This window comes from Paenibacillus sp. FSL K6-2859, assembly GCF_038008265.1.
Taxonomy (GTDB): Bacteria; Bacillota; Bacilli; order Paenibacillales; family Paenibacillaceae; genus Paenibacillus_AQ; species Paenibacillus_AQ nitricinens.
This window is the reverse complement of record NZ_JBBOYU010000001.1, coordinates 584,409-604,649: the sequence shown is the minus strand read 5'-3', so window position 1 is coordinate 604,649 and position 20,241 is coordinate 584,409. Positions and strand designations below refer to the sequence as shown.

Below are 20,241 nucleotides of genomic sequence, written 5' to 3'. Positions count from 1 at the left end.
TCTAGTCCCCTCTCTTGTGATCAATCAGGATAGGACGGTATCCCTGTGTCCATAAACCCAATATTTCATCTAATTCCAAAATGCGACTCTTGATAACTTTTACGCCCAAGTCATGAATGCGTTTCTCGTTCTTAGAAAATTGTTCTATGATAAACGAAGCTACACCCGGTGTATCCATGGCAAAGTTTATGCCTCCCGGTAATTCCGCTGATAACTCAGCAAGCTCCTCTTCATCTGCAATATTCACCCACACTTCAGTCCAAGCACCGAATAGACTGTCTTTTTCGGCCATACCCAGCAGTTCACCCCTATGCATAAGCACGATATAATCTGCCAGCCGCCGTACCTCTTCCACAATGTGTGTAGAGATAATCATCGTTGCATCCGTCTCTTCCATATACTTGTGAAGCGTCTCCATCATAATCTTCCAGGCAAAAGGATCAAGGCCAGAAGAGGGCTCATCCAGTAATAACAGACGTGGGCGTGACGCAAGAGCTGCGGCAATTTCAAATTTCCGACGCTCACCTTTAGACATCTTCGAGAGCCTCATATGATACGGAACTTCAAAGCGATCCATCAGATCCTGAAAATACGACTCATCCCAGTTTGGAAACCAATGCTTTCGAAATCGGGACGCTTGTTCCGCATTCCAGTGATTCTCTTCTGAAATCGGATTCTCAGGGACGTAAGCAATAGATTGTCGCAGCTCTATAGGCAGCTCGTTATCATACTTGTTCTCAAACCAATAAATATCACCTTCCTCTGGGTTCGACAGCTGTAGAAGTAGATTCAGTAACGTGCTTTTACCAGATCCATTCTGACCTACCAAAGCTGTGATATATCCTTGAGGCAGATTCAGGTTTAGCGGTCCAATTGTCTTGCTACGCCGCTGTTTACGTACATTCCGCAATTCTATCGCCATCTGTACCATCTGAGTAAGCGCCCACCTTTCATTCCTGTTCTCTATATTTACGTTCTACAATTTCCAGAAAAATCTGTTCAAGCTCTTCCTTGCTGCAATGTACCGATCGACCGATGTCTACTGCACTCTCAAGCGCTTTGCTGATCGTCTCTCGCTTATATTCCTCCATCGCAGAGGCACCTACATGGGATACAAAGGTACCTGTTCCTTGTCTTGTTCGTAGCAACCCTTCGTTCTCTAGATCCTGATACACGCGTCGTACCGTAATCACACTACATTTCAGGTCTCCAGCAAACTCACGAATCGAGGGGAGCAGCGTACCTTCTGTAATAACTCCACTTATGATTAATGATCTAAGCTGAGTCTCTATCTGATGGTAGAGGGGTTCAGCACTATTTTCGTTGATTTGTACGGGTATCCACATGTTTACACCTCGCCTTCCACTCTAGCTTGCTAGAGCGCCGTCCTTGCCATTTCAGATTGTTCATACGAGATCGCGACTCTTGAGTCGATGGATAGTCCATTTAGAGAATAATTGCACGGATATTGTCCCTAGCAGAAGTGTGCCCCACATGATCGGGGATAGCAGCCCCCATTCCTTAGAAAGCGAGATGCTATACAAGAATAGGTTGCCTCCCCCTAGCATAACCAGGAACGATATTGCCCAAGATGCCACTACGATTAGCACGGTTAGCCCTAGATAAACTTTTCCGCTAAATAGATATTCGATAAAAATATATAAGCCTGAAACAATGAGTCCTACACCGATCCAAGTTATAGCAAAAGCAATAAACGCCGGTAATGTCATCCCCTTGCGGTAGTTCTCACCGAGCATATAGACAATTCCGAAGAACAATACACCATTCACAGTAAAGGACCCTATCGCCTGAAACTTTCTCCGAGTTAATACCACTGTCACAGGAATCGGTAAAGCTCGTAAGTAAGCCAACATTCTTGTGTAGGAGTCTTCACTCCAATATTTCATAGAACGACGGGAGAATGAGACTCCGATTAACGGCATTAATGAGAGAAGTAAAAAATCTGCTAACATTGTCCGATCTTGATTAGCTAGCACGTCATTTGTTACCAAACTCATCATTCCAGCCAGATAACCCATAAAAATAATTGTGGTTATGAGTGTTCCAAATACTTTTAATTTGTCTCCTCTAAAATCAGAGCAGACGATAAACCACGAATCCCTTATTGTTCTCATAAATGCTAACCTCGCTTTACAATGTCTTCAGCGTCTTCGGGAAGCAGGTGTTCATATCCCTGTGCTTACTGTATATATCTATATACACAGTATATGTCCCTAATTTACCATTGTCAATCCTGTAAATGGTAAATATTCAAAGAGATTAGGAGGTATTCGCTCCCCTTCCTTTGGAGAAGACCTTACACGCATGAGGGCTGATCATTATTGGGATTAACTAATCAGAGGGTTAAGTATTGCATGTGGAAAGGTTTAATGTATGCGAAGAATGCGGAGTGAGATTACCTCATTGTTGCTTCGCCTATAAGTTGTAGGTTGCAGGATGTGGGGGCTGTTGCTCCTTCGTGGAGGGGTGTTGAGTAGATGCGATTTGTGGTTAGATACGAAGACTCGGTGGGTGCGACTGCTTGGCGGGTGCTACTACTGGGTGGATGGGATCGCTCGGTGGGTGTAACTGCCAGATGCAACTGCGAGGGGTGAAGGCGAGCTGGGTCAGATCAATCTGAGGTATGACATCATGTGAAGTAGATCAACAATTAGGGAAAATCTCCCTCAAATTACTTGGATTTTGCCTGAAATCAACGTTTTTAGGGAATTTCTCCCTAATAATTCACCCAATTCTACGTTTTAGAGCTAAAACGGTTAAAATACAGGGGGAAATTCCCTAATTATCGTTTTCGAGATCAAAACTTATCTCTTTTCAGGGAGGTTTTCCCTAAAAATAAGCCTGGCATCCACTATCCCTATTTAGGAACAAGCAGATACACAGGCTTACTTCATTACTATTCACACAAATTCACGTACGATTCGCACGCATATTCACATGCTCTTTTCACACGCCAATCACAAGCTCTATTCACACAGCTAACCTACGCGCCCAAAATAACTTCCCACACCGGCTTGGTGTGTCCACCTGGATACAGAACATAAAGCAGCACATACACCATAACGCCAGTAATCGCAGTAATGAACCAGATTATAGATGTCACTCTGCCCCACTTACGGTGCTTGGAGTACTTCGCTTTAAATCCAAGAGTTAATGTAGTAAGTCCGAATACCGCAGCTACCGTTGCCAGCACGATATGGAAGATCAGAAACACTTGATAAATCGTCTGTAGTTCATCCGGTCCGCCCCATGAGGTGTTCCCCACGAACAACGTTCTAGAGACATAAACAATAAAAAACAGGAGCGCAGCGATTGCGGCAGCAATCATCGTCTTCTTGTGCGCCTCGCGTTTGCCCTTAATGATGAGCCACCAGCCAATAGCTACGAGCACCGCACTAAGCACGATGAACGATGTGCTAATCGTTGGAAACACCGTAAAAATATCCATGATTCTCCTCCTTGGCAGTCTACCAGTTATGCACGGGTCAAGGTGCTCTCCTCGAGTGCTGAGGAAGGCGTCGATAATTCATCGCCCTCTTGTCCGTTCTCTTTTTTATACCAATGATAGAACACATAAGCAAGCATAGAGGCAAAAATAAATTCCTGAATGAACTTCATCGCGATCCCTCCCACCTGCTGATCCACCTTTGGTGACAACAATTCAAAGAACGCAGGACCCCCAAAATTCTGAAGTAAGGCAGAAGGATCACCCGATATACAATAGCCCATGGCAAGTGCCCAAGTCTCCGGATCACTGTAAGTAGCATAGAGCGGTTGATCTGCAAAAATAATCAGTCCGCATGCTGGTGTCAGCAATACCATATTTAGAAAAATAAACCCAATCTTGCCCAGTCCACTCGCCATTCGGCGCTCCGGTAGCGGATTGATCAATGTCCACCACATTAAGGCAGCGGTTAGGAATAAAACAATATAGTAGATTCGGTGAACGGTAAAATGCAGCATCACATAATCATGGATAACAGGAATATGGTACAAGGAAAATAGTCCATTAAACATAAGAGCAGCTACCACCGGTCGAGCTAAGAAAGACAGCCGACGAAAGGGATTTACTTTCAATAGGCTGCGCCACATAAAATCTGGAATCCCCAGCATAATTAGCGGCACTGCCACTAGGTATGATAAGGCCATACTAACCATGTGGAATGAAAACATCATATGTCCTAATAAGCTAACAGGACCGCCTTGTGCCAGATAAAGCGCAAGCATTCCGCACACAAATAGTGCTCTTCGCCAGAACGGAACCGGAACTGAATCCGCATAACGTCCAGCAATCGGACCAATCCAAACGAAATAACCCGCCGTCAGCAGCAGCATAACCGCCAGAAAAAGCGGGCTCCATAGTTCTGCAAAGCTAAAATATTGTAATCCGAGCATAACCCTAACCCCTCCTAGCGCAGGATCTAGTTAAACACCAAAAAGAGGGGGCATCGCAGCCCGCCTCTTTCTTTATAGTCCGTTAATTCCACCAAACCCAATACAGCGACATAATAATACAGGTACCGGCGGTAAAAAAACCACCCAGCATGAAAATAATCGGGATTAGATGTCCTTTATCTTTCAGGTGCATCCAGAAGCCCATCTGCACAATAACCTGAATGACTGCCATCACCAGTAGTAGAATAACCGCAAAGGTGGCATTCACGCCTCCAGCCGCAACAGCGGCGAAAGCAATTAAGGTCAAGACAATGGACAGTATAAAGACAACAATATGCCTCTGTGGCCCTTCATGCCGATGGCGATGCTTATACCCGTCGTTCTCCGGCACATGCTGATCTGTCGTCATAGTGTCTAGCCCACCTTTCCAAGTAGGTATACAACCGTAAAGATGAAGACCCATACCACATCAATAAAATGCCAGTACATGGCTGACACATACACTTTTGGTGCAGTAACTACGGTTAATCCTTTACGCATGAGTTGCCCGATCAGGATGGAGATCCATGCAATCCCGAAAGCTACGTGCGCACCGTGGAATCCTACTAATGTATAGAATGCCGAACTGAATGCACTTGTAGTCATTCCGAAGTCTTCGTGTCTCACATATTGAGTAAACTCATAGATCTCCAGAATCAGGAAACCAAGCCCTAAGGCTACAGTGACCAAAAGCCAGTTACGAAGCACAGCCGGACGGTTTCTATGCATCGCTTGAATAGCGAACACACTCGTCAAACTGCTTACCAAAAGAATGAATGTCGCAGCAGCTACAAGCGGCAAGTGAAACAGTTCATTCGCCGATGGCCCCTCATTCGTCTGATTACGCAATGCGAGGAACGTAGCGAACAACGTGCCAAACAATACCGCTTCCCCACCTAGAAACAACCAAAAGGCAAGAACCTTGTTTCGTCCTTCGAGCGTAGCTTTTTCCGGCTCGTGAGGAAATTCTTCCTTAGAAGCTTCTGCATGTGCCGTTGTCATGTCCGCTCACTTCCTTCCAGCTCTTCAGGTTCAATATGCCATCCATGATCATCATACAGCGAACGCAACAGCATGGATCCAAACGTAATGATAAGACCGATGGCTGTAACGATATAATTATTAAACATAAAGCTCATAAAGGCGTTGCCGAAGTCGTCCCGACTGAACATGAAGCCAAGTCCAGCGATGAAAATCCCAACAGACATAGTAAACGGCAATATAGTTGCAGACGGCATATGGATCGAGCCGACCGGTTCTGCCGGAGTCATGCCTTTATTTCCTGCCATTTTTTCTTTCCAGAATGCATCAATCCCACGGATAAGCGGGGTTTGCTTGAAGTTATATTCCGGTGGCGGCGAAGGAATCGTCCATTCTAGTGTACGTCCATCCTCCCACGGATCATTTGCTGCATCCGCCGGCTTTCTTGAAGTCAGGAAGATGTTGACCAAGAAGATAATCATGCCAACACTCATCAATCCAGCACCGATTGTACTGACTAAATTCAGCAAATCGAATTGCTGATTCGGCAAATACGTGAATACCCGGCGCTGCATCCCCATAAGTCCAAGGAAATGCTGTACAAAGAATGTCAGATGGAATCCGATAATAAATGTCCAGAAGGTCCATTTGCCCAGCTTTTCACTTAGCATCCGACCAAACATCTTCGGCCACCAGTAATGCAGACCTGCAAACAGGCCAAGCACCAATCCGCCCACAATAACGTAGTGGAAATGCGCTACAACAAAATACGTATCATGGAACTGAAAGTCAGCAGGCGCAGAAGCCAGCATGACGCCAGTGACGCCACCCATCGTAAAGGTAGGAATGAATCCTGCCGCGAACAGGTTTGGTGTCGTGAAACGCACTTGCCCGCCCCACATCGTGAACAACCAGTTAAAAATCTTGATTCCGGTCGGAACCGCAATCAACATCGTCGATACAGAGAACAACGCATTAGCTACTGGTCCAAGTCCGGTAGTGAACATATGGTGAGCCCAAACCATGAAGCCCAGGAAGGCAATCAGGATGGTAGCGAACACCATTGAGCTATACCCGAACAGTCGCTTCCGCGAAAAAGTCGGGATAACCTCCGATATAATTCCGAAGGCAGGCAGAATGAGAATATATACTTCTGGATGCCCAAATATCCAGAAGATATGTTGCCAGAGCACCGGATTACCGCCAGCCCCAACCTCGAAGAAATTGGCTCCAAGTATCCGGTCGAATGTCAGCAGTACTAATCCTACTGTAACTGCCGGAAATGCAAACAAAATAATTGCGGAAGTAATAAATGTAGTCCAAGCAAACATCGGCATCCGCATGTAGGTCATTCCCGGCGCGCGCATCGTAATGATCGTGGCTAGAAAGTTAATCCCCCCGATGAGGGTACCTAATCCGGCAATTTGAAGACCAATCGTATAAAAGTCTACACCGTGTGTAGTGCTGTATGTACTCGTAGATAGTGGGGTGTAGGAGGTCCATCCGGCATCAGGAGCGCCACCCATTATCCAGCTGAGATTCAGTAGAATTCCGCCGAACAGGAAGGTCCAGAAGCCAAGTGCATTTAGAAAAGGAAAGGCTACATCACGTGCACCGATCTGTAGCGGTATGACAGCATTCATTAAGGCGAAGATGATTGGCATGACGCCGAGGAATATCATCGTCGTACCATGCATGGTAATAAGTTCATTAAACGTTTGGGCATCCAAAAAATTATTCATTGGTTTGATGAGTTGCCAGCGAATCAGAAGTGCTTCAATTCCACCGATACCAAAAAATAATCCTCCGGCCCATAGGTACAAAATTGCGATTTTTTTATGATCGACGGTTGTTAGCCAATCCATAAGTCCTGTATGGCGCTTCACACTGTGGCCATGCCCCAGAGGCTTGGATGAATTCAAGGTATGCGCTGCTTGAGCCAAAGTTCGTACCCCCTTTTTCGAAAGTTCCGCCCGCCTTTAGGCTAAGGCATTAGTCCAGCTTATAGTTGGCCAGATACTCAGCAATGCCATCAATCTCCGCATCACTTAGGCCTAGATCTTTGGGGTTAGGCATCAGATTGCCCGGTTTTACGGATTGTGGATCATGCAGCCATGTTTTGAGATTCTCCTCAATTGGCGCACCATCCTCCCTCGTGTCGTCGTTGAGCAGGATTCCTGCAATCGACTCCCGAGAACCAATTCCGGTCAAGTTCGGCGCATTATTAATCCCTTGATCACCTACAGCGTGGCAAGTCAGACACGCCGCTTTGAACTTCTCAGCTAAAGCAGGATCCTCTGGCAGCACAGCTACGGGTGCTTTCATCGAATCTATCCACTTCTGAAAATCTTGTTCACTAACCGATTTCACCTTAAACTCCATGAATCCATGAGACGGCCCGCATAGTTCCGCACATTTGCCACGGTAAACGCCTTCATTAGGTGCACTGAAGCTGAAGCGGTTAATCGTCCCGGCTGGGTTGGTGTCAATTTTACCGGAAAGAGAAGGGACCCAGAAGGAGTGCAGCACGTCTTTAGTCTCCAGTTCAAAAGCAATATCTTTGCCTACTGGAATAATCAGATCCTGCGCTGTAGTCACCTTGTAATCGGTATACTCAAACTCCCACCAATATTGATGGCCGGTTACTTTAACCTTAATCGCATCCTTGTCATTGGCATGATCATCTCCTGCGGCGAACACTGCTTTCACCGTTGGAACTGCCAGTACCACTACGAGGATAAGCGGAATGACCGTCCAGAGAATCTCAAGCTTGATGCTACCCTCAACCTGCTCAGGGATTTCATTCTGACCCGGCTTTCGACGGAAACGGATCAGTACATAAGCTGCAATCGTAAAGACAATCAGCAACACGACGATCATAATACTGATCGACAGCTCCATTAATCCATAAGACATTTCCGCCTGAGGACCCTGTGGTCTGAGTACTGACAAGTCCTCACGGCCGCACCCGGCAAGAAAGAGACCAAACATAGCGGTCATGGGAAGGAGTCGCTTTACAGCTTGCCACGTTTTCATCATTGATCTACCCCGCTTTTCCCGATTTCGTAGGTTCCTGTTTTTTTCTGTCAATTATAACAATCACTATTAATATAAGTTTAAGGGAAAGTTTTGTCAATCGTTCACAACTAGTTCACATTGTAATTTTCGACATAATAATTCCTTGTCCTACCTGCATTTATGCGCATTTTTTGAAAACGCAATCAAATAAAAAATGATCATTAAAGCGCATTCATTTCGAAATGTGTCTATTAATTCATTTGACTATTTTATGAGAGACGATATTTCTTATTCATAAATGTACATACAAAAAAAACCGATTCCTGCAACAAACGCTGCTCGGGCACGGTTTATAAGAATCCTCGTGGATGTTATTACTCAAAATGATGTCAAAAGTAAGTGACACTCGTATCTGTTAGCTAGGAGACGGATGAATTCATCTTTACCAGCTCATGCTCCACGACCATGGTCAGTTCTTCTTCATAGCCTCCGGTAATCCGATATTTTCGGACGTACTCCTTTACGAATTTCTTGGGATCTTTGGGCCGGAAAATACGTGTCATTTCCCGTAAACTTTCCTTGACTTCGTTATGACCTTTACTTGCCATGATCGTTCCCTCCCAAAACATTGAAAATGAATGCTCCGTTGTAGAGAATGCATGATGAAAAGTACGCCGTAACCTCGAATGCAAGTGAAGTAACCATTACACATACGTGGCTTGCATTATCCGCCAAAACGTAAAATTCAAAGCTTCAAAGCCTTGAGATACTGGTTCGCCGGTGAAGCAGGTTCGTCGTGATTTGGGCTGAGAGTAAGGACGCCTGTTGAACGAAAGCTCCTTGACACTTTTATTACCCGAAGAGCCACTTACTGAATCACCCCTTTCGGGCCTTATCGTTATATTGTATCATATTCCGGTCCAACTTCCACCTTTCCTTGTAAAATGTGCTAATTGGAAAATTTTTATTTTTTATAATGTTCTTCGTAAGTCATATTGCTCGTGTCGGGTTAAAATACATTATGCTCTATAGCAGGCCACACCTAACACATACCACAGCAAGAAAAGGAGAGATCCTATGGGCCAACCCACACCATTACTGACTTCATCCTATAACGTAGTTCCCGCGATGACTATCGCGCTACCTGAGGAAACTGCAACGCGCCGTGAAGGCCTTGAACAAGCTGATTATGCTATTCAGAAAGAATATCCAAAGATGCATAGTATGCTTATTGCTCGCCATGGCAAGCTCATCTTTGAACGTTATTACGGAAACCATCATGCCGGGGCATTAAATGATCTTCGATCTGCGACTAAAAGCTTTATCAGCACAATTACCGGAATCGCTATCGATCGGGGAGATATCCCTGATATCGATGTCTCGGTTTCCAAGGTACTTCGTAAACATGTTCCATACCTACACTCCCCTCATTTATCAAAAATCACTCTCCGTCATCTGCTTACCATGACTTCCGGATTTAGCTGGATCACGGGCAAGAAGCTTGGGGAGCCCTTCGTCCGGAATCTCCATCGTAGTCGCCGCTGGGGTTCCTTTGCTCTTAGTATGAACATAATTCCGGAACATATCGGTCAATTTCAATACCGTAGTATCGACTCCCATTTGATTTCGATGATTTTAAGTGAATCTACAGGTCAAGATGCGTTTACTTATGCTGCTGAGCATTTATTTAGCCCTCTCCGAATGACTCACACGGCTTGGTTACCGAGTCCCGAAGGTCATAGTATGGGACATATTGGTCTGTACTTGAACTCAAGAGATATGGCTAAATTTGGAATCTGTCTGCTTAATAACGGCGTATTTGCGAAGCAGCAGATCATTCCGAAGCATTGGCTCCAAGAAGCACTCACCGCACAGACTACCGGATACCCGGCTTTTGGAGATTACGGATATCAGTTCTGGGTGGGTACGATGAGCGGCCAACCCTACAAGCTTGCCCACGGTCATGGTGGACAGCAAATCCTTCTCCTACCTAAGTTAGATGCGGTTGTGGTCTTTACAGCAGAGAGTAAGACAAACAATTGGAAGAGCCCCCGCAAGCTGCTCGAAAAGTATATTATACCCACAATGAGCTAAACATACTTTTTCCTGACAAGTCATAGGCTTTTAAGGAAGAAGGAGTAGTGAACTAACCCCCTTCTTCTCCAAGTAGAAGGAGAGTGAGCCCTTTGTCCCCTTTCAAATCATCCACCGGATTGCCCGATAATATTGCGGGCGCGCTGTGCTATTTTTTCCCTTTTATCGGCGGCGTGGTCTTTCTCGCTCTGGAGAAACGCAACCGCTTCGTGCTGTTCCACGCGTTGCAATCACTGCTTACGTTCGGCGTGCTGATGATTCTCCATGTTCTAACCGGATTTATCCCTTTCCTTGGCGCCCTAATGAGTGCAATCCTTTCTCTTTGCAGTTTTGCTATATGGCTACTTATGATCTATCAAGCTTTAAGTAGCAGATGGTATAAGCTTCCTTGGGTTGGGGATGTAGCGGAAAGTCAGATTCGACATCTATAAACACCACTGAAGGAACACCTCTAATCGCTGAAAAGTATTCCCTTTTGCCCTTCCACTCCTTACAATGGAAAGACGGGCATCACGGAATTCTACAGGCTGGAGGAATTTAAATGTATCTAATCATCATAAACCCACGCTCCGGCGGGGGCGCAGGAGGACGGACCTGGCATACTGTAGAGGCGCTCATAAAAGAGCGGATGCTGCCATATATGACCTTGTTTACGCATAGCGAAGAGGGTGCAGAAGCCCTTGTTCTAAATACAATTAAACACCGCGAGGACTGGAAAGCCGCGATTGTAATCGGCGGCGATGGCACGCTGCACAGCATTTTGGGTGCCCTTCGTGGCAAGGACATTCCCATGGCAATCATCCCTGCCGGCTCCGGTAACGACTCCGCACGCGGCTTCGGCATTCCGCTTTCGACTGAAGCCGCGCTGGAAGCTGCACTTAGCGAACGGTATATCGAAGCCGATCTGATCTCAGGCGCAAACGGACTGACTTTAACAGCCGTTGCCAACGGCTTTGATGCTCAGGTGGCCGAGAATGTGAATGCCAGCCGTTACAAACGGCTGTGCAATGCCATTGGCGCAGGCCAACTGGCTTATATCATCGGCATATTGCATACGCTGATGACGTTTAAGCCATGCCGGGTGAGTGTTGCGTGCGACGGGACGGAGCACGTCTTTGAGAAGGCATGGCTGGTCTCGGTCTGCAACCTGCCCAGCTACGGCGGCGGGCTGTTGATCTGCCCGCAGGCGAAGGCCGATGACGGCCAGCTCGACGTCTGCGTCGTGCATGGGTGCAGCCGCGGGCAACTGCTGCGGCTGTTCCCCACGGTACTGAAGGGCAAGCATGTAGCGTTGCCCTTCGTGTCCATGCTGCGTGGACGTAGCGTAGCCGTCAACTTCGCAGAGGCCCGGCCAGCGATCGGCGATGGCGAGAGCTTCGGCAAAGGGCCGCTTGCCGTACGCTGCGAGCCAGGAACGCTGCGGGTGCTCTCGCCGCTGGCGGCGGTTAGCGCGCAGCACCACGCCGATCCTGCAGCGGCATGCGGTGGCAACGGGTAAGCCATACCGGTGCATCACAAAAAAACAGCAAGAGACAGGCTTATCAACCTTGTCTCTTGCTGTTTTTTTGTTAACTTCATCGAATCTACACTAAAGAATCTTAGCTGAGTAGCCCTTCCTCTTCTTCGACGAAAGAAATTCTTCCGTCCTCCAGGGAAGCGATCCGCACGAGTGATTCTACCCGGTAGCCAGCTTCCTGCAGAAGCCGATTCCCTGGCTGGAACGCTTTTTCGATCACGATACCAATCCCAACCACACTTCCTCCTGCCTGCTCAACAATACGAGCAAGTCCGAAGGCGGCTTCGCCATTCGCCAAAAAATCATCGACAATCAGAACCCGCTCACCCGGAGCAATGAATTTCTTCGAAACGGTAATCTCATTCGTTTCTTTCTTCGTGAAGGAGTATACCTTCTCTACATAAATATCCTCTGTCAGCGTCAACGATTTCTGCTTACGGGCAAAAATCAGCGGAACCTCCAGCTCTAATGCCGTCATAATCCCCGGAGCAATTCCCGAAGATTCAATCGTCAGTACCTTCGTAATTTCTTCGCCGGAAAAACGGCGGATAAACTCACGGCCAACTTCACGCATTAGGAAGGGGTCCATCTGATGATTCAGAAAAGAATCTACCTTGAGCACGCCTTGCCCGAGTACAATTCCTTCTTTCAACACTTTTTGTCTCAACAGCTCCATAGTGCTCCTCCTTCTCCCATCAATGAAACCTTTCTTCCCACTTTAAAGACCTGTCGGTTTCTGTGGTAATAAATTTCCAACGATAGATTTTAAATTATGATCATCTTTGGTCTTTTCTTGCCCGTTATCATAACCCGTAATTCGAATCTCCACGAAATCGCCCGGATTTACCGGCTTAAAAATCAATTTCTCGCGGTCTTCCAGTCTCACGTTAAATTTCATGTCCTTGAACATTTCAACTAGCTCTGCTTCTCCGGGACTTGCTCCCTTATCCAGAAACAGAAGTCCACGCAATTTCTTCGGACCATCCTCATGCACCACTTCAAAATGTACGATACATTCCATGCTTTTCACCTCCCTATAATAGCTACTGCGCCTGTTTTTCCCCATCATCACTTTGATCATGCATCACATATTTGCCATGAATTTTGCTGTAACGTTCGCCGTAGCGCTCTTCTAATTCTGCGCCCATATCCTGCTCCAGCTCGAACAACACCATTTCCTGTGCAAAATGATTCAATAGCAGATCTACTAAGACCGGGTGCTCGGTTACAACCGCTTGCGCCGATCCATCTTCATAGCGCATCCCGAGCATACACCAGCTCCGATCAATCACGAATGAAAATTTCCGTCCATCTGTTCGCTGAGAATCTCTTCCGAGAGGCGGCCATACCGGATAGGCGGCAGGAGCAGCATTGCCACCGTCAAACGCCCATAAGAGTCTAACGCCTCGCAACTCCGCCTGTTCAAGTTCACTCCGCAGAAGTGACGCTTCCTCACGCCACATATCCACTACGATCTCTTGCTCAGCCATATTAAGTTGGCGAATAAGAGCGCCCAATACATTGCGGTCACCTTCCACATTATAAAACGATGGGCTAACAGGTCCACCGCGAGGCATCTCACTTTCCATATAAGCCAGTGAAGCTTGTACCCGTCCCGAGATCATGGTCGCGAGCTCTTCTGGATTGAGAACACTGTACCGCGCAGGTTCTCCTTCGCCACATCGTACATATCCCTGCTGTGTAAGGCGTTGTAACGCCGCATACACATTCGATCTTGAAACTCCGAGCTGTTTGGCAACCTCATAGCCAGAAGCCTGACCTTTTGTCGCAAGCTCTACCATAATTTTGGACTCCATCTCCGTGAAGCCCAGATTGCGCAGATGCAGCAGCAGCTGTTCCATCTTGTTGTCCCCCTAAGCTGACTGAAATCCGTTCTATATTTGCTCTGACCCACATCGCGGACACCATAAGGAGCCCTTAGGTAATTCGTTCCGACAGATTTGGCACTGGATCATATCTCGTACACCATTGTCCTCAGTGACCGCAGATTCCTCCTGATGCTCATTCTTGTGCCATTCGCCGAAGCGACGGTCTAGTTCAAGTTGTCTTTTTCTTTCCCGTTCCAGCTGCTCGGCTTGTTTACGTTCCCGCTCAATATCTTGTTCGCTCGCCTTATATTCTTCAAATGGCAGCTCATCATCCAGATGCTGAACTTCAGCATATACGACACTCTGCGGGTGCAGCTTCATTGCAATTTCCTTCTCTTCATCCGTAAGCTCATCTGCGCCATAATATTGATCTTCATCATCTTCATTCACAGATTGAACAAATACCGGTGTAGAAGGCACCTTTCTCGAAGCGGACAATGGCTCCAGCTTACTTCCGCATTTCGGACAAAAGTTTGCATCAAGCGCCACAATATGACCACATGGACATAACCGCTCATTTTTCAGCTCAGCAATTCGTGTCCGCAGGACTTCGATTTTTTCCTGAAGTTTGGAACAGTTACGGGACAGCTCCACCATTTTACCTTCAGCAACCGACATATCCTTTGAACGATATCCTTCATAAAAAAGTCTGCCCATTTTCGTAAATTCAACTTCCATCTCTTGTTCAACATCGGAAATAAGTCCGTTCAGCTTGCCGATCTCTACTGAGTTTTGGGCTTTTTCGGTAACCCGGCTCGCGCTATCTTTAATTTTTTTGATAAAACTCATTACAGTTCCTCCCTCTCCAGCGATACGTGTTTCTATCATACCAAATGTATCGAGTAGATTCATTAATGTGCTTTAATACGCGATTTAGAGGAGAATGTTCCTATAAAATCCATACTAATTGATTTAAGCCACTCATCCCTTACACTTATGGATTATTTTTCCTGATTTTGAATGTAATTTTGCGTCAGGGGTTCTACATCGGTTAAAATAGAATTATCACAAATAACGAAATCGGGAGAGTTTCAGTGGAAGAACATGAGAGCACACAGCTTACGCTTAGTCAGCTACAGGTACACGTAAAGGATCTGCAACAGTGGCAAGGTAACAGCAACGAGGATTTCGCCAAACTGGTTAACGAGTTCGAAGCCTTACCAGCACTCTATCGCCACGCGTTAAATGATCTTCAGAATAAAATTGATGTGATCAAGACGGAATGGCAATCCCGCGACGGCTTTAGTCCTATCGAACATGTCAAATGCCGGATTAAAGAACCAAAGAGCATTCTTCAAAAGATGGAGCGTAAAGGCTACGGTTTCAGCTTGGAAAATATGGAGCAATACATTCACGATATTGCCGGAATGCGGATTGTATGTGCCTTCGTTAAAGATATATACCGTTTAGTAGATCATCTTAGTACACGCGAAGACATCCGCGTGCTTGAGATTAAAGATTATATAGCTCATCCTAAACCAAACGGATATCAAAGTCTTCATCTTATAGTCGGTATCCCCCTCGTCCTGTTGGAAGGAACACGCTGGGTCAAGGCTGAGATTCAGCTGCGTACCCTTGCTATGGACTTTTGGGCAAGCATGGAACATATTCTGTATTATAAATTCGATAAGCAGTTGCCTTCCCATGTCGCTGATGAACTAAAAGAAGCCGCGCGTGCCGCTGATGAACTAGATCAAAAAATGCTTCGTCTTCGCCGCGAGATTCTAGAGCTTTCAGAAGGAGAATCGCCTCCTGCTGGTCAGCATTAGAATAACTAACCAGAAACTCTGTTAGATAATTAGGCAAAACAAGAGGCTGTTTCAAGAGTAGCATTCACTACTTTTGAGACAGCCTCTTTCGTATTTTCACTTACCGCTTAATCAGACTCTTATTCGCCCGACGCGCAGACGCTTCTGCAACCCGCTGCATAATCAAAGTTAATCCCTCAATGGCTTTAGGTGTCTGCGGTAGCAACGCTCCCCAGTCTTCTGTAACTTCAGCTACTACTACCGGCGAAGGAAAAGGTCTAGCCGCAATCTCATGGAACTGTGGCCCAGGCTGATGTAGCGAACCTTCAGCAGCCGCTTCTGCCAGCCATTCTCCAGAGGAAATGGCCGGACCCTTGCGTTCAAGCCGAGCCAATTCAGTAGAAAGATCACTAACCGAGGCTTCTTCTCCCTCTGTTTCAGCTTCGCCGCTAGAAATATCCCCTTCAGCCCAAAGGGCAAAAATCCCGTCCAAGAGCTCTCCCTTAGTAAATCCTCTGAGCGAAAGTGCCAGCAGTGGCTCTTCAGCAAGACGTTCTTTAATAAGCTTCAAAGTCTCCGCCTTATACTCCACACCTTCACCCTCAAAAAGGGCTTGCTCCAGCTCACTATCCGTAGGTAAAAGCTCAAGCTCTGCCAGTTCACCCGTCAAACGCCCTTGCAGCAAGGCAAATACTTCCCCAGGACTTAGTGCCAGACTTCGTAAAATTTCTTTTCTTCGGGAAGCATGCCATACCGGAACCTTCAGAGAGAGAGGTCGATCCGCTTGTTGTTCCTGAGCAGGCGCGCTGGCGTTCAATTCACCCTTCGACCGAGACCCTCCTGTCACTTTCCCAGGTAGCATCGTCCATGCTGCCTTTACTAATCCAGGCACAACTTCCAGCCGCATCTCTAACCGTTCACTCATTGTTCGATCCCTCCGTAACACTCATATCTGTCTTACATCCAGTCCTGATCCTGCAGTTCAATAAGTTCCTTCAGCTCATGATTGGACATTTCAGTCAACCATGTTTCGCCAGAGCCAACAACCTGCTCGGAAAGATTTTTTTTACGCTCAATCAATTCATCAATACGTTCTTCCAACGTTCCTTGGCAAATCAACTTATGCACTTGAACATTCTTATCCTGACCAATTCGGAATGCCCGGTCTGTCGCCTGATTCTCAACGGCCGGATTCCACCAACGGTCGTAATGGATGACATGATTAGCTCTTGTAAGGTTCAACCCTACGCCACCCGCTTTTAAAGAAAGTACGAAGAAGGATGGCCCTTTTCCCTCTTGAAAATCATGAACCATCTCGTCGCGCTCCCGTTTTGGAATTCCGCCGTGCAAGAACAGCGGTGCTGTTCCATAACGCTTAGTCAGCTTGCTAACCAAGAGCTCACCCATTGCTACATATTGAGTAAAGATCAGCGCAGATTCTCCGACCTCCGCAATGCTATCCAGAATCTCGAACATGACCTCCATTTTACCGGAATGCTCACTTCGCGGACCCCTGCCTTCTTCTTTGCGGAATAGCTGAGGATGATTACAAATCTGCTTCAATTTCGTTAGAGAAGACAGCACGAGTCCTCTGCGAGCCATCCCGCTACTCTCTCCGATCACGCCAAGCATTTCATCCACGACACCCTGATATAGGACTGCCTGTGTTTCCGTCAGCGGGCAATAAGACTTCAGCTCCAGCTTCTCCGGTAAATCTTTAGAAATATCCGGATCGCTTTTCAAGCGGCGCAACAAGAATGGTGATACCAAGCGATGCAATTCCCTTAGTCGCTCTCCACCCTCTCCTGATACATAACGCTGCCGGAAGGAATGGTAGGTCCCTAAATAGCCCGGGTTTAAAAAGTGAAAAATAGACCATAACTCGCCTAATCTATTCTCTACTGGTGTCCCCGTCATAGCTATGCGATGCGGCGCTGATAGCTTCATCACACTTTGCGCCTGTTTCGTCCGATGATTCTTAATATACTGAGCTTCATCCAGCACCACGGTGGACCACTGAACATTCGCTAAATCCTCGCTGTCACGACCCGCTAAATGATAGGTCGTCAATACAATATCATGACTGGCAGCCAGTTCTAAAAAGCTATCCCCCCGCACGCGGCGTCCACCATGATGAATGTGAACTTTAAGCGAAGGCGCAAAGCGCTGCAATTCCCGCTGCCAGTTCCCCAAAAGTGAGGTTGGACATAGAATCAGCACAGGCTCCTGCTTTTCTTCAGGTGGGGCACTTAAAGCGCGGTCCAGCAGGCAGGTAATGACCTGCACCGTCTTACCGAGACCCATGTCATCGGCCAGGCATACCCCAAATCCCAGACCACTGAGAACGGAGAGCCATTGATAGCCACGCTCCTGATAAGGTCTCAGGGTGCCGTGCAGACCTTCAGGTACGGGACGCACTGGAAGATTACGCAATATGTCACCCCGCATCAGCGATGACAATAGTCCGGATGTTTCCATCCCCGTGACCGACATCCCTTTCCAGAGCCGCTCTTCACCATCCTCAGCTTCTAGACGCATCCAATCGGCTGCGGTCATTTCCCCATTTTCATGGCGTTTCATATATCTAAGAACCTGGCGAATTTCTTTAGGATCTATCTCAATCCATTCTCCGCGGAAACGTACAAAAGGTACGCCAGCCTCCACCAGTGCGTTTAGTTCTTCTTCACTGATTGTACTCTCCCCAAGTGAGGCTTCAATGCGAAATGAAATCAGCTCTTCCATCCCAAGAGCCACTGGAGCAGGACTATCAATCCCGCTCACTACCGGCTGCATTTTCATCTTCATGCCAATCCGGCGGCGTCCCTCACGGCTCCAGCGCGATGGCATCTGCACGGTTATTCCACGCTCACGCAGCTGCTGCACCGTCTCCTTCAAAAAGAAATAAAGACGCTCTGGTTCCAATTCCGCTCCCGTAGGTGCAGGCTTAGAAAGAGCACGCTCTATATCTGGAGAGGTTCTTGCCGCTCGGCCCAGCGCTATAAGAAGCTGCTGCTGTATATTGCGATAGCGTTTCCCCCATAACATAAACTCTCGTTCCTTACTGCTCCAAATCGATTTTGCCGGAATCCAGAATTCCCCTTCTTCCTTGTTCTCCGCCCAGAAGGTTAAACGCCAAATTTCATCATGATCTCCAGGTGGCTCAAGTCGTAGCCCAAGACCCAACTGTCCACTCCGTGCTTCTACAGGTTCTGATTGCGGCACATCGCTACCAGCTGTCTCATTCACGGTAGCCAGAAGATCTGCCACTTCTGCTTGAGTTCCCTGCACGGGTATATCCCGGCTGCCTGTAAGAAGACTATTCCACCACAGCTCAGTTAAAGGGGAGTAACCCCGGCGATAATTAGCTTTGTAAGGGGTAAGTTCACTTTCAATACCCGCAATCACTTTCTTTATCTCTGCAGTCATTACCGCCTGCATAAAGGAGTAAAGCACATAGGCGCCAGCCTCTTCCCGCGAGGATAAGTCACCCGCCTCAGCGATATGTGTCCCGAGTGCCAATACTGGCATGGAAGCCGCTAGTTGCAGAAAGATCTCCTGATCCTCCTGTTTTCGAAAAGCTGGTGACCAGCAGACCGTTGCTGCCTGTTCACCACCACGCCGGCGTGAACCTACCGGACGTGGGGGCAAGGCTCCAGGCGTAACGCCTCCTGTACCCATCAATTCCAGCGCAAAACGAGCTGCTGCCGCCCAATAGCGCAATTCGCCGCCAGGCTCTACTCCCTGATCCCGGCATAACGACTCATCCCATGCCAGAAGCAGTTCAAATGCATCGCTAGGGACTAAGGCGAGCCCTTCAAATGTTCTTCCGGGCAATCCACGGCGTGCCGGCTTCCCCTCTACAGGAGGAGCCGGATATTTCACTTCTGCGAGCCGCAGAGCAGCACTCGCAAAAGGGCGAACTCCTCCCTGCAGCTCCAGCCGCTTCACCACTCGGGTCCAAGCGTCAACCTTCGGCTCCGAAGTTTCGCCAGAGAAGCAAAATAACACATCCCCCAACCATATTGCATAAAGATGCTTAGTCATCGGTGATCTCCTGTCTTTTAAGCAAGCAAAAAAAGAACCAGTCCGCCACCATCAGGTGGTAACTGCAACCTTTTTCACGAGAAATAAAATTTTGAAGCTATACAAGTAGAAGTAGTTTCTCCATCCTTTTAGAGATGAGATACACTCCTGTAAGAAATATAAGGATAAAGAACTAGGATAAAACTTATCTGCTCTTGAATCTTCATCTCTTCATCTTATACGAAAAAGCGCTGATTTAAAAACGTTTCTGCATATTTTCTGTAGATTTTTATGCAAATAAAGTTGAAGTACATAGAAACACCTATGAAATTTGATTCATTTCAGCATATTTTTAACAAATGTTCTAGCCACTATCGTAAAATACCCTTCACCACTACCATGCTATCCATGAATATTATGACTGACTAGTCACTTCTTTTCTTGTTTATAGTCTTAATTGTGCTGAAAGCGGGTATATTTTAAGTAGGTATTACCCTATTAAAAAAGCTAGGGAGTG

20 protein-coding genes are annotated in these 20,241 nt (G+C 47.0%); 4 read left to right on the top strand and 16 right to left on the bottom strand.

All coding sequences use genetic code 11. The features are described 5' to 3' along the window. Position 1 precedes the first annotated feature (1 nt). The 10 genes from MHB64_RS02665 to MHB64_RS02620 form a co-directional block, all read right to left on the bottom strand. Positions 2 to 931, bottom strand: coding sequence for an ATP-binding cassette domain-containing protein (locus MHB64_RS02665; protein WP_094873982.1), 930 nt, complete (start codon positions 929 to 931; stop codon positions 2 to 4). 19 nt (positions 932 to 950) lie between these two features. Next, positions 951 to 1,346, bottom strand: coding sequence for a GntR family transcriptional regulator (locus tag MHB64_RS02660; RefSeq protein ID WP_094873980.1), 396 nt, complete (start codon positions 1,344 to 1,346; stop codon positions 951 to 953). 60 nt (positions 1,347 to 1,406) lie between these two features. Continuing rightward, positions 1,407 to 2,135 (bottom strand): hypothetical protein, encoded by a 729-nt coding sequence (locus MHB64_RS02655; protein WP_094873978.1) that lies wholly within the window; start codon positions 2,133 to 2,135, stop codon positions 1,407 to 1,409. A gap of 869 nt (positions 2,136 to 3,004) precedes the next feature. Beyond that, complete coding sequence (locus tag MHB64_RS02650; protein ID WP_042123812.1) at positions 3,005 to 3,469, bottom strand: DUF420 domain-containing protein; 465 nt, start codon at positions 3,467 to 3,469, stop codon at positions 3,005 to 3,007. 26 nt (positions 3,470 to 3,495) lie between these two features. Beyond that, entirely contained in the window at positions 3,496 to 4,416 is a 921-nt protein-coding gene (gene ctaG / locus MHB64_RS02645) for a cytochrome c oxidase assembly factor CtaG (protein WP_094873976.1), read from the bottom strand. Positions 4,417 to 4,498: 82 nt separating this feature from the next. Then, the gene (locus tag MHB64_RS02640) at positions 4,499 to 4,825 is read right to left on the bottom strand and encodes a cytochrome C oxidase subunit IV family protein (RefSeq protein ID WP_042184535.1); all 327 of its coding nucleotides are present in this window, start codon (positions 4,823 to 4,825) and stop codon (positions 4,499 to 4,501) included. 5 nt (positions 4,826 to 4,830) lie between these two features. Further along, a complete protein-coding gene (locus MHB64_RS02635; RefSeq protein WP_094877489.1) occupies positions 4,831 to 5,457 on the bottom strand; it encodes a cytochrome (ubi)quinol oxidase subunit III in 627 nt (208 codons plus the stop codon). Beyond that, positions 5,454 to 7,301 (bottom strand): cytochrome c oxidase subunit I, encoded by a 1,848-nt coding sequence (ctaD, locus tag MHB64_RS02630; RefSeq protein ID WP_094874004.1) that lies wholly within the window; start codon positions 7,299 to 7,301, stop codon positions 5,454 to 5,456. The genes MHB64_RS02635 and ctaD overlap by 4 nt, the downstream gene beginning before the upstream one ends. Before the next feature lie 127 nt (positions 7,302 to 7,428). After that, positions 7,429 to 8,475: a cytochrome c oxidase subunit II gene (coxB, locus tag MHB64_RS02625; RefSeq protein WP_042123804.1), complete on the bottom strand. Its 1,047-nt coding sequence runs from the start codon at positions 8,473 to 8,475 to the stop codon at positions 7,429 to 7,431. Between the two features lie 398 nt (positions 8,476 to 8,873). Further along, complete coding sequence (locus tag MHB64_RS02620; RefSeq protein ID WP_042123803.1) at positions 8,874 to 9,062, bottom strand: hypothetical protein; 189 nt, start codon at positions 9,060 to 9,062, stop codon at positions 8,874 to 8,876. Positions 9,063 to 9,531: 469 nt separating this feature from the next. Between MHB64_RS02620 and MHB64_RS02615 the strand changes: the two genes are divergently transcribed. From MHB64_RS02615 to MHB64_RS02605, 3 genes are all read left to right on the top strand, one after another. Next, entirely contained in the window at positions 9,532 to 10,548 is a 1,017-nt protein-coding gene (locus MHB64_RS02615) for a serine hydrolase domain-containing protein (protein ID WP_094877490.1), read from the top strand. 92 nt (positions 10,549 to 10,640) lie between these two features. Then, positions 10,641 to 10,979, top strand: coding sequence for a DUF4870 domain-containing protein (locus tag MHB64_RS02610; RefSeq protein ID WP_094873972.1), 339 nt, complete (start codon positions 10,641 to 10,643; stop codon positions 10,977 to 10,979). A gap of 110 nt (positions 10,980 to 11,089) precedes the next feature. Beyond that, positions 11,090 to 12,046 (top strand): diacylglycerol/lipid kinase family protein, encoded by a 957-nt coding sequence (locus MHB64_RS02605; protein WP_341133651.1) that lies wholly within the window; start codon positions 11,090 to 11,092, stop codon positions 12,044 to 12,046. A 100-nt stretch (positions 12,047 to 12,146) separates the two neighbouring features. On the opposite strand, the gene MHB64_RS02600 is transcribed toward MHB64_RS02605, so the two are convergent. Genes MHB64_RS02600 through MHB64_RS02585 form a run of 4 tightly spaced genes read right to left on the bottom strand, consistent with a single transcriptional unit; the run spans position 12,147 to position 14,742 of the window. Next, positions 12,147 to 12,740 carry a xanthine phosphoribosyltransferase gene (locus MHB64_RS02600; RefSeq protein WP_094873968.1) on the bottom strand — a complete coding sequence of 198 codons (594 nt, stop codon included), beginning with the start codon at positions 12,738 to 12,740 and terminating at the stop codon, positions 12,147 to 12,149. 42 nt (positions 12,741 to 12,782) lie between these two features. Further along, the gene (locus tag MHB64_RS02595) at positions 12,783 to 13,085 is read right to left on the bottom strand and encodes a hypothetical protein (protein WP_094873966.1); all 303 of its coding nucleotides are present in this window, start codon (positions 13,083 to 13,085) and stop codon (positions 12,783 to 12,785) included. Positions 13,086 to 13,107: 22 nt separating this feature from the next. Further along, positions 13,108 to 13,926, bottom strand: a complete 819-nt coding sequence (locus tag MHB64_RS02590) for a TrmB family transcriptional regulator (protein ID WP_094873964.1) — start codon at positions 13,924 to 13,926, stop codon at positions 13,108 to 13,110. Between the two features lie 33 nt (positions 13,927 to 13,959). Then, entirely contained in the window at positions 13,960 to 14,742 is a 783-nt protein-coding gene (locus MHB64_RS02585; protein ID WP_094877493.1) for a zinc ribbon domain-containing protein, read from the bottom strand. A gap of 305 nt (positions 14,743 to 15,047) precedes the next feature. Here MHB64_RS02585 and MHB64_RS02580 point away from each other — a divergent pair, with 305 nt between their 5' ends. Beyond that, positions 15,048 to 15,722: a GTP pyrophosphokinase gene (locus MHB64_RS02580; RefSeq protein ID WP_256990013.1), complete on the top strand. Its 675-nt coding sequence runs from the start codon at positions 15,048 to 15,050 to the stop codon at positions 15,720 to 15,722. A gap of 100 nt (positions 15,723 to 15,822) precedes the next feature. Here MHB64_RS02580 and MHB64_RS02575 read toward each other — a convergent pair whose 3' ends face one another. Both MHB64_RS02575 and MHB64_RS02570 read right to left on the bottom strand, forming a co-directional pair. Beyond that, the gene (locus MHB64_RS02575) at positions 15,823 to 16,626 is read right to left on the bottom strand and encodes a hypothetical protein (protein ID WP_341133650.1); all 804 of its coding nucleotides are present in this window, start codon (positions 16,624 to 16,626) and stop codon (positions 15,823 to 15,825) included. Between the two features lie 32 nt (positions 16,627 to 16,658). Further along, positions 16,659 to 19,745 (bottom strand): DEAD/DEAH box helicase, encoded by a 3,087-nt coding sequence (locus MHB64_RS02570; RefSeq protein WP_341133649.1) that lies wholly within the window; start codon positions 19,743 to 19,745, stop codon positions 16,659 to 16,661. Between the last annotated feature and the right edge of the window lie 496 nt (positions 19,746 to 20,241).

Bases quoted from the DNA above. Each gene is read 5' to 3' on its own strand.
- MHB64_RS02620 (WP_042123803.1), bottom strand. From the start codon at position 9,062: ATGGCAAGTAAAGGTCATAACGAAGTCAAGGAAAGTTTACGGGAAATG.
- MHB64_RS02650 (WP_042123812.1), bottom strand. From the start codon at position 3,469: ATGGATATTTTTACGGTGTTTCCAACGATTAGCACATCGTTCATCGTG.
- ctaG (WP_094873976.1), bottom strand. From the start codon at position 4,416: ATGCTCGGATTACAATATTTTAGCTTTGCAGAACTATGGAGCCCGCTT.
- MHB64_RS02615 (WP_094877490.1), top strand. From the start codon at position 9,532: ATGGGCCAACCCACACCATTACTGACTTCATCCTATAACGTAGTTCCC.
- MHB64_RS02640 (WP_042184535.1), bottom strand. From the start codon at position 4,825: ATGACGACAGATCAGCATGTGCCGGAGAACGACGGGTATAAGCATCGC.
- MHB64_RS02600 (WP_094873968.1), bottom strand. From the start codon at position 12,740: ATGGAGCTGTTGAGACAAAAAGTGTTGAAAGAAGGAATTGTACTCGGG.
- MHB64_RS02570 (WP_341133649.1), bottom strand. From the start codon at position 19,745: ATGACTAAGCATCTTTATGCAATATGGTTGGGGGATGTGTTATTTTGC.
- MHB64_RS02660 (WP_094873980.1), bottom strand. From the start codon at position 1,346: ATGTGGATACCCGTACAAATCAACGAAAATAGTGCTGAACCCCTCTAC.
- MHB64_RS02605 (WP_341133651.1), top strand. From the start codon at position 11,090: ATGTATCTAATCATCATAAACCCACGCTCCGGCGGGGGCGCAGGAGGA.
- ctaD (WP_094874004.1), bottom strand. From the start codon at position 7,301: ATGGATTGGCTAACAACCGTCGATCATAAAAAAATCGCAATTTTGTAC.
- MHB64_RS02575 (WP_341133650.1), bottom strand. From the start codon at position 16,626: ATGAGTGAACGGTTAGAGATGCGGCTGGAAGTTGTGCCTGGATTAGTA.
- MHB64_RS02585 (WP_094877493.1), bottom strand. From the start codon at position 14,742: ATGAGTTTTATCAAAAAAATTAAAGATAGCGCGAGCCGGGTTACCGAA.
- MHB64_RS02655 (WP_094873978.1), bottom strand. From the start codon at position 2,135: ATGAGAACAATAAGGGATTCGTGGTTTATCGTCTGCTCTGATTTTAGA.
- coxB (WP_042123804.1), bottom strand. From the start codon at position 8,475: ATGATGAAAACGTGGCAAGCTGTAAAGCGACTCCTTCCCATGACCGCT.
- MHB64_RS02595 (WP_094873966.1), bottom strand. From the start codon at position 13,085: ATGGAATGTATCGTACATTTTGAAGTGGTGCATGAGGATGGTCCGAAG.
- MHB64_RS02665 (WP_094873982.1), bottom strand. From the start codon at position 931: ATGGTACAGATGGCGATAGAATTGCGGAATGTACGTAAACAGCGGCGT.
- MHB64_RS02590 (WP_094873964.1), bottom strand. From the start codon at position 13,926: ATGGAACAGCTGCTGCTGCATCTGCGCAATCTGGGCTTCACGGAGATG.
- MHB64_RS02635 (WP_094877489.1), bottom strand. From the start codon at position 5,457: ATGACAACGGCACATGCAGAAGCTTCTAAGGAAGAATTTCCTCACGAG.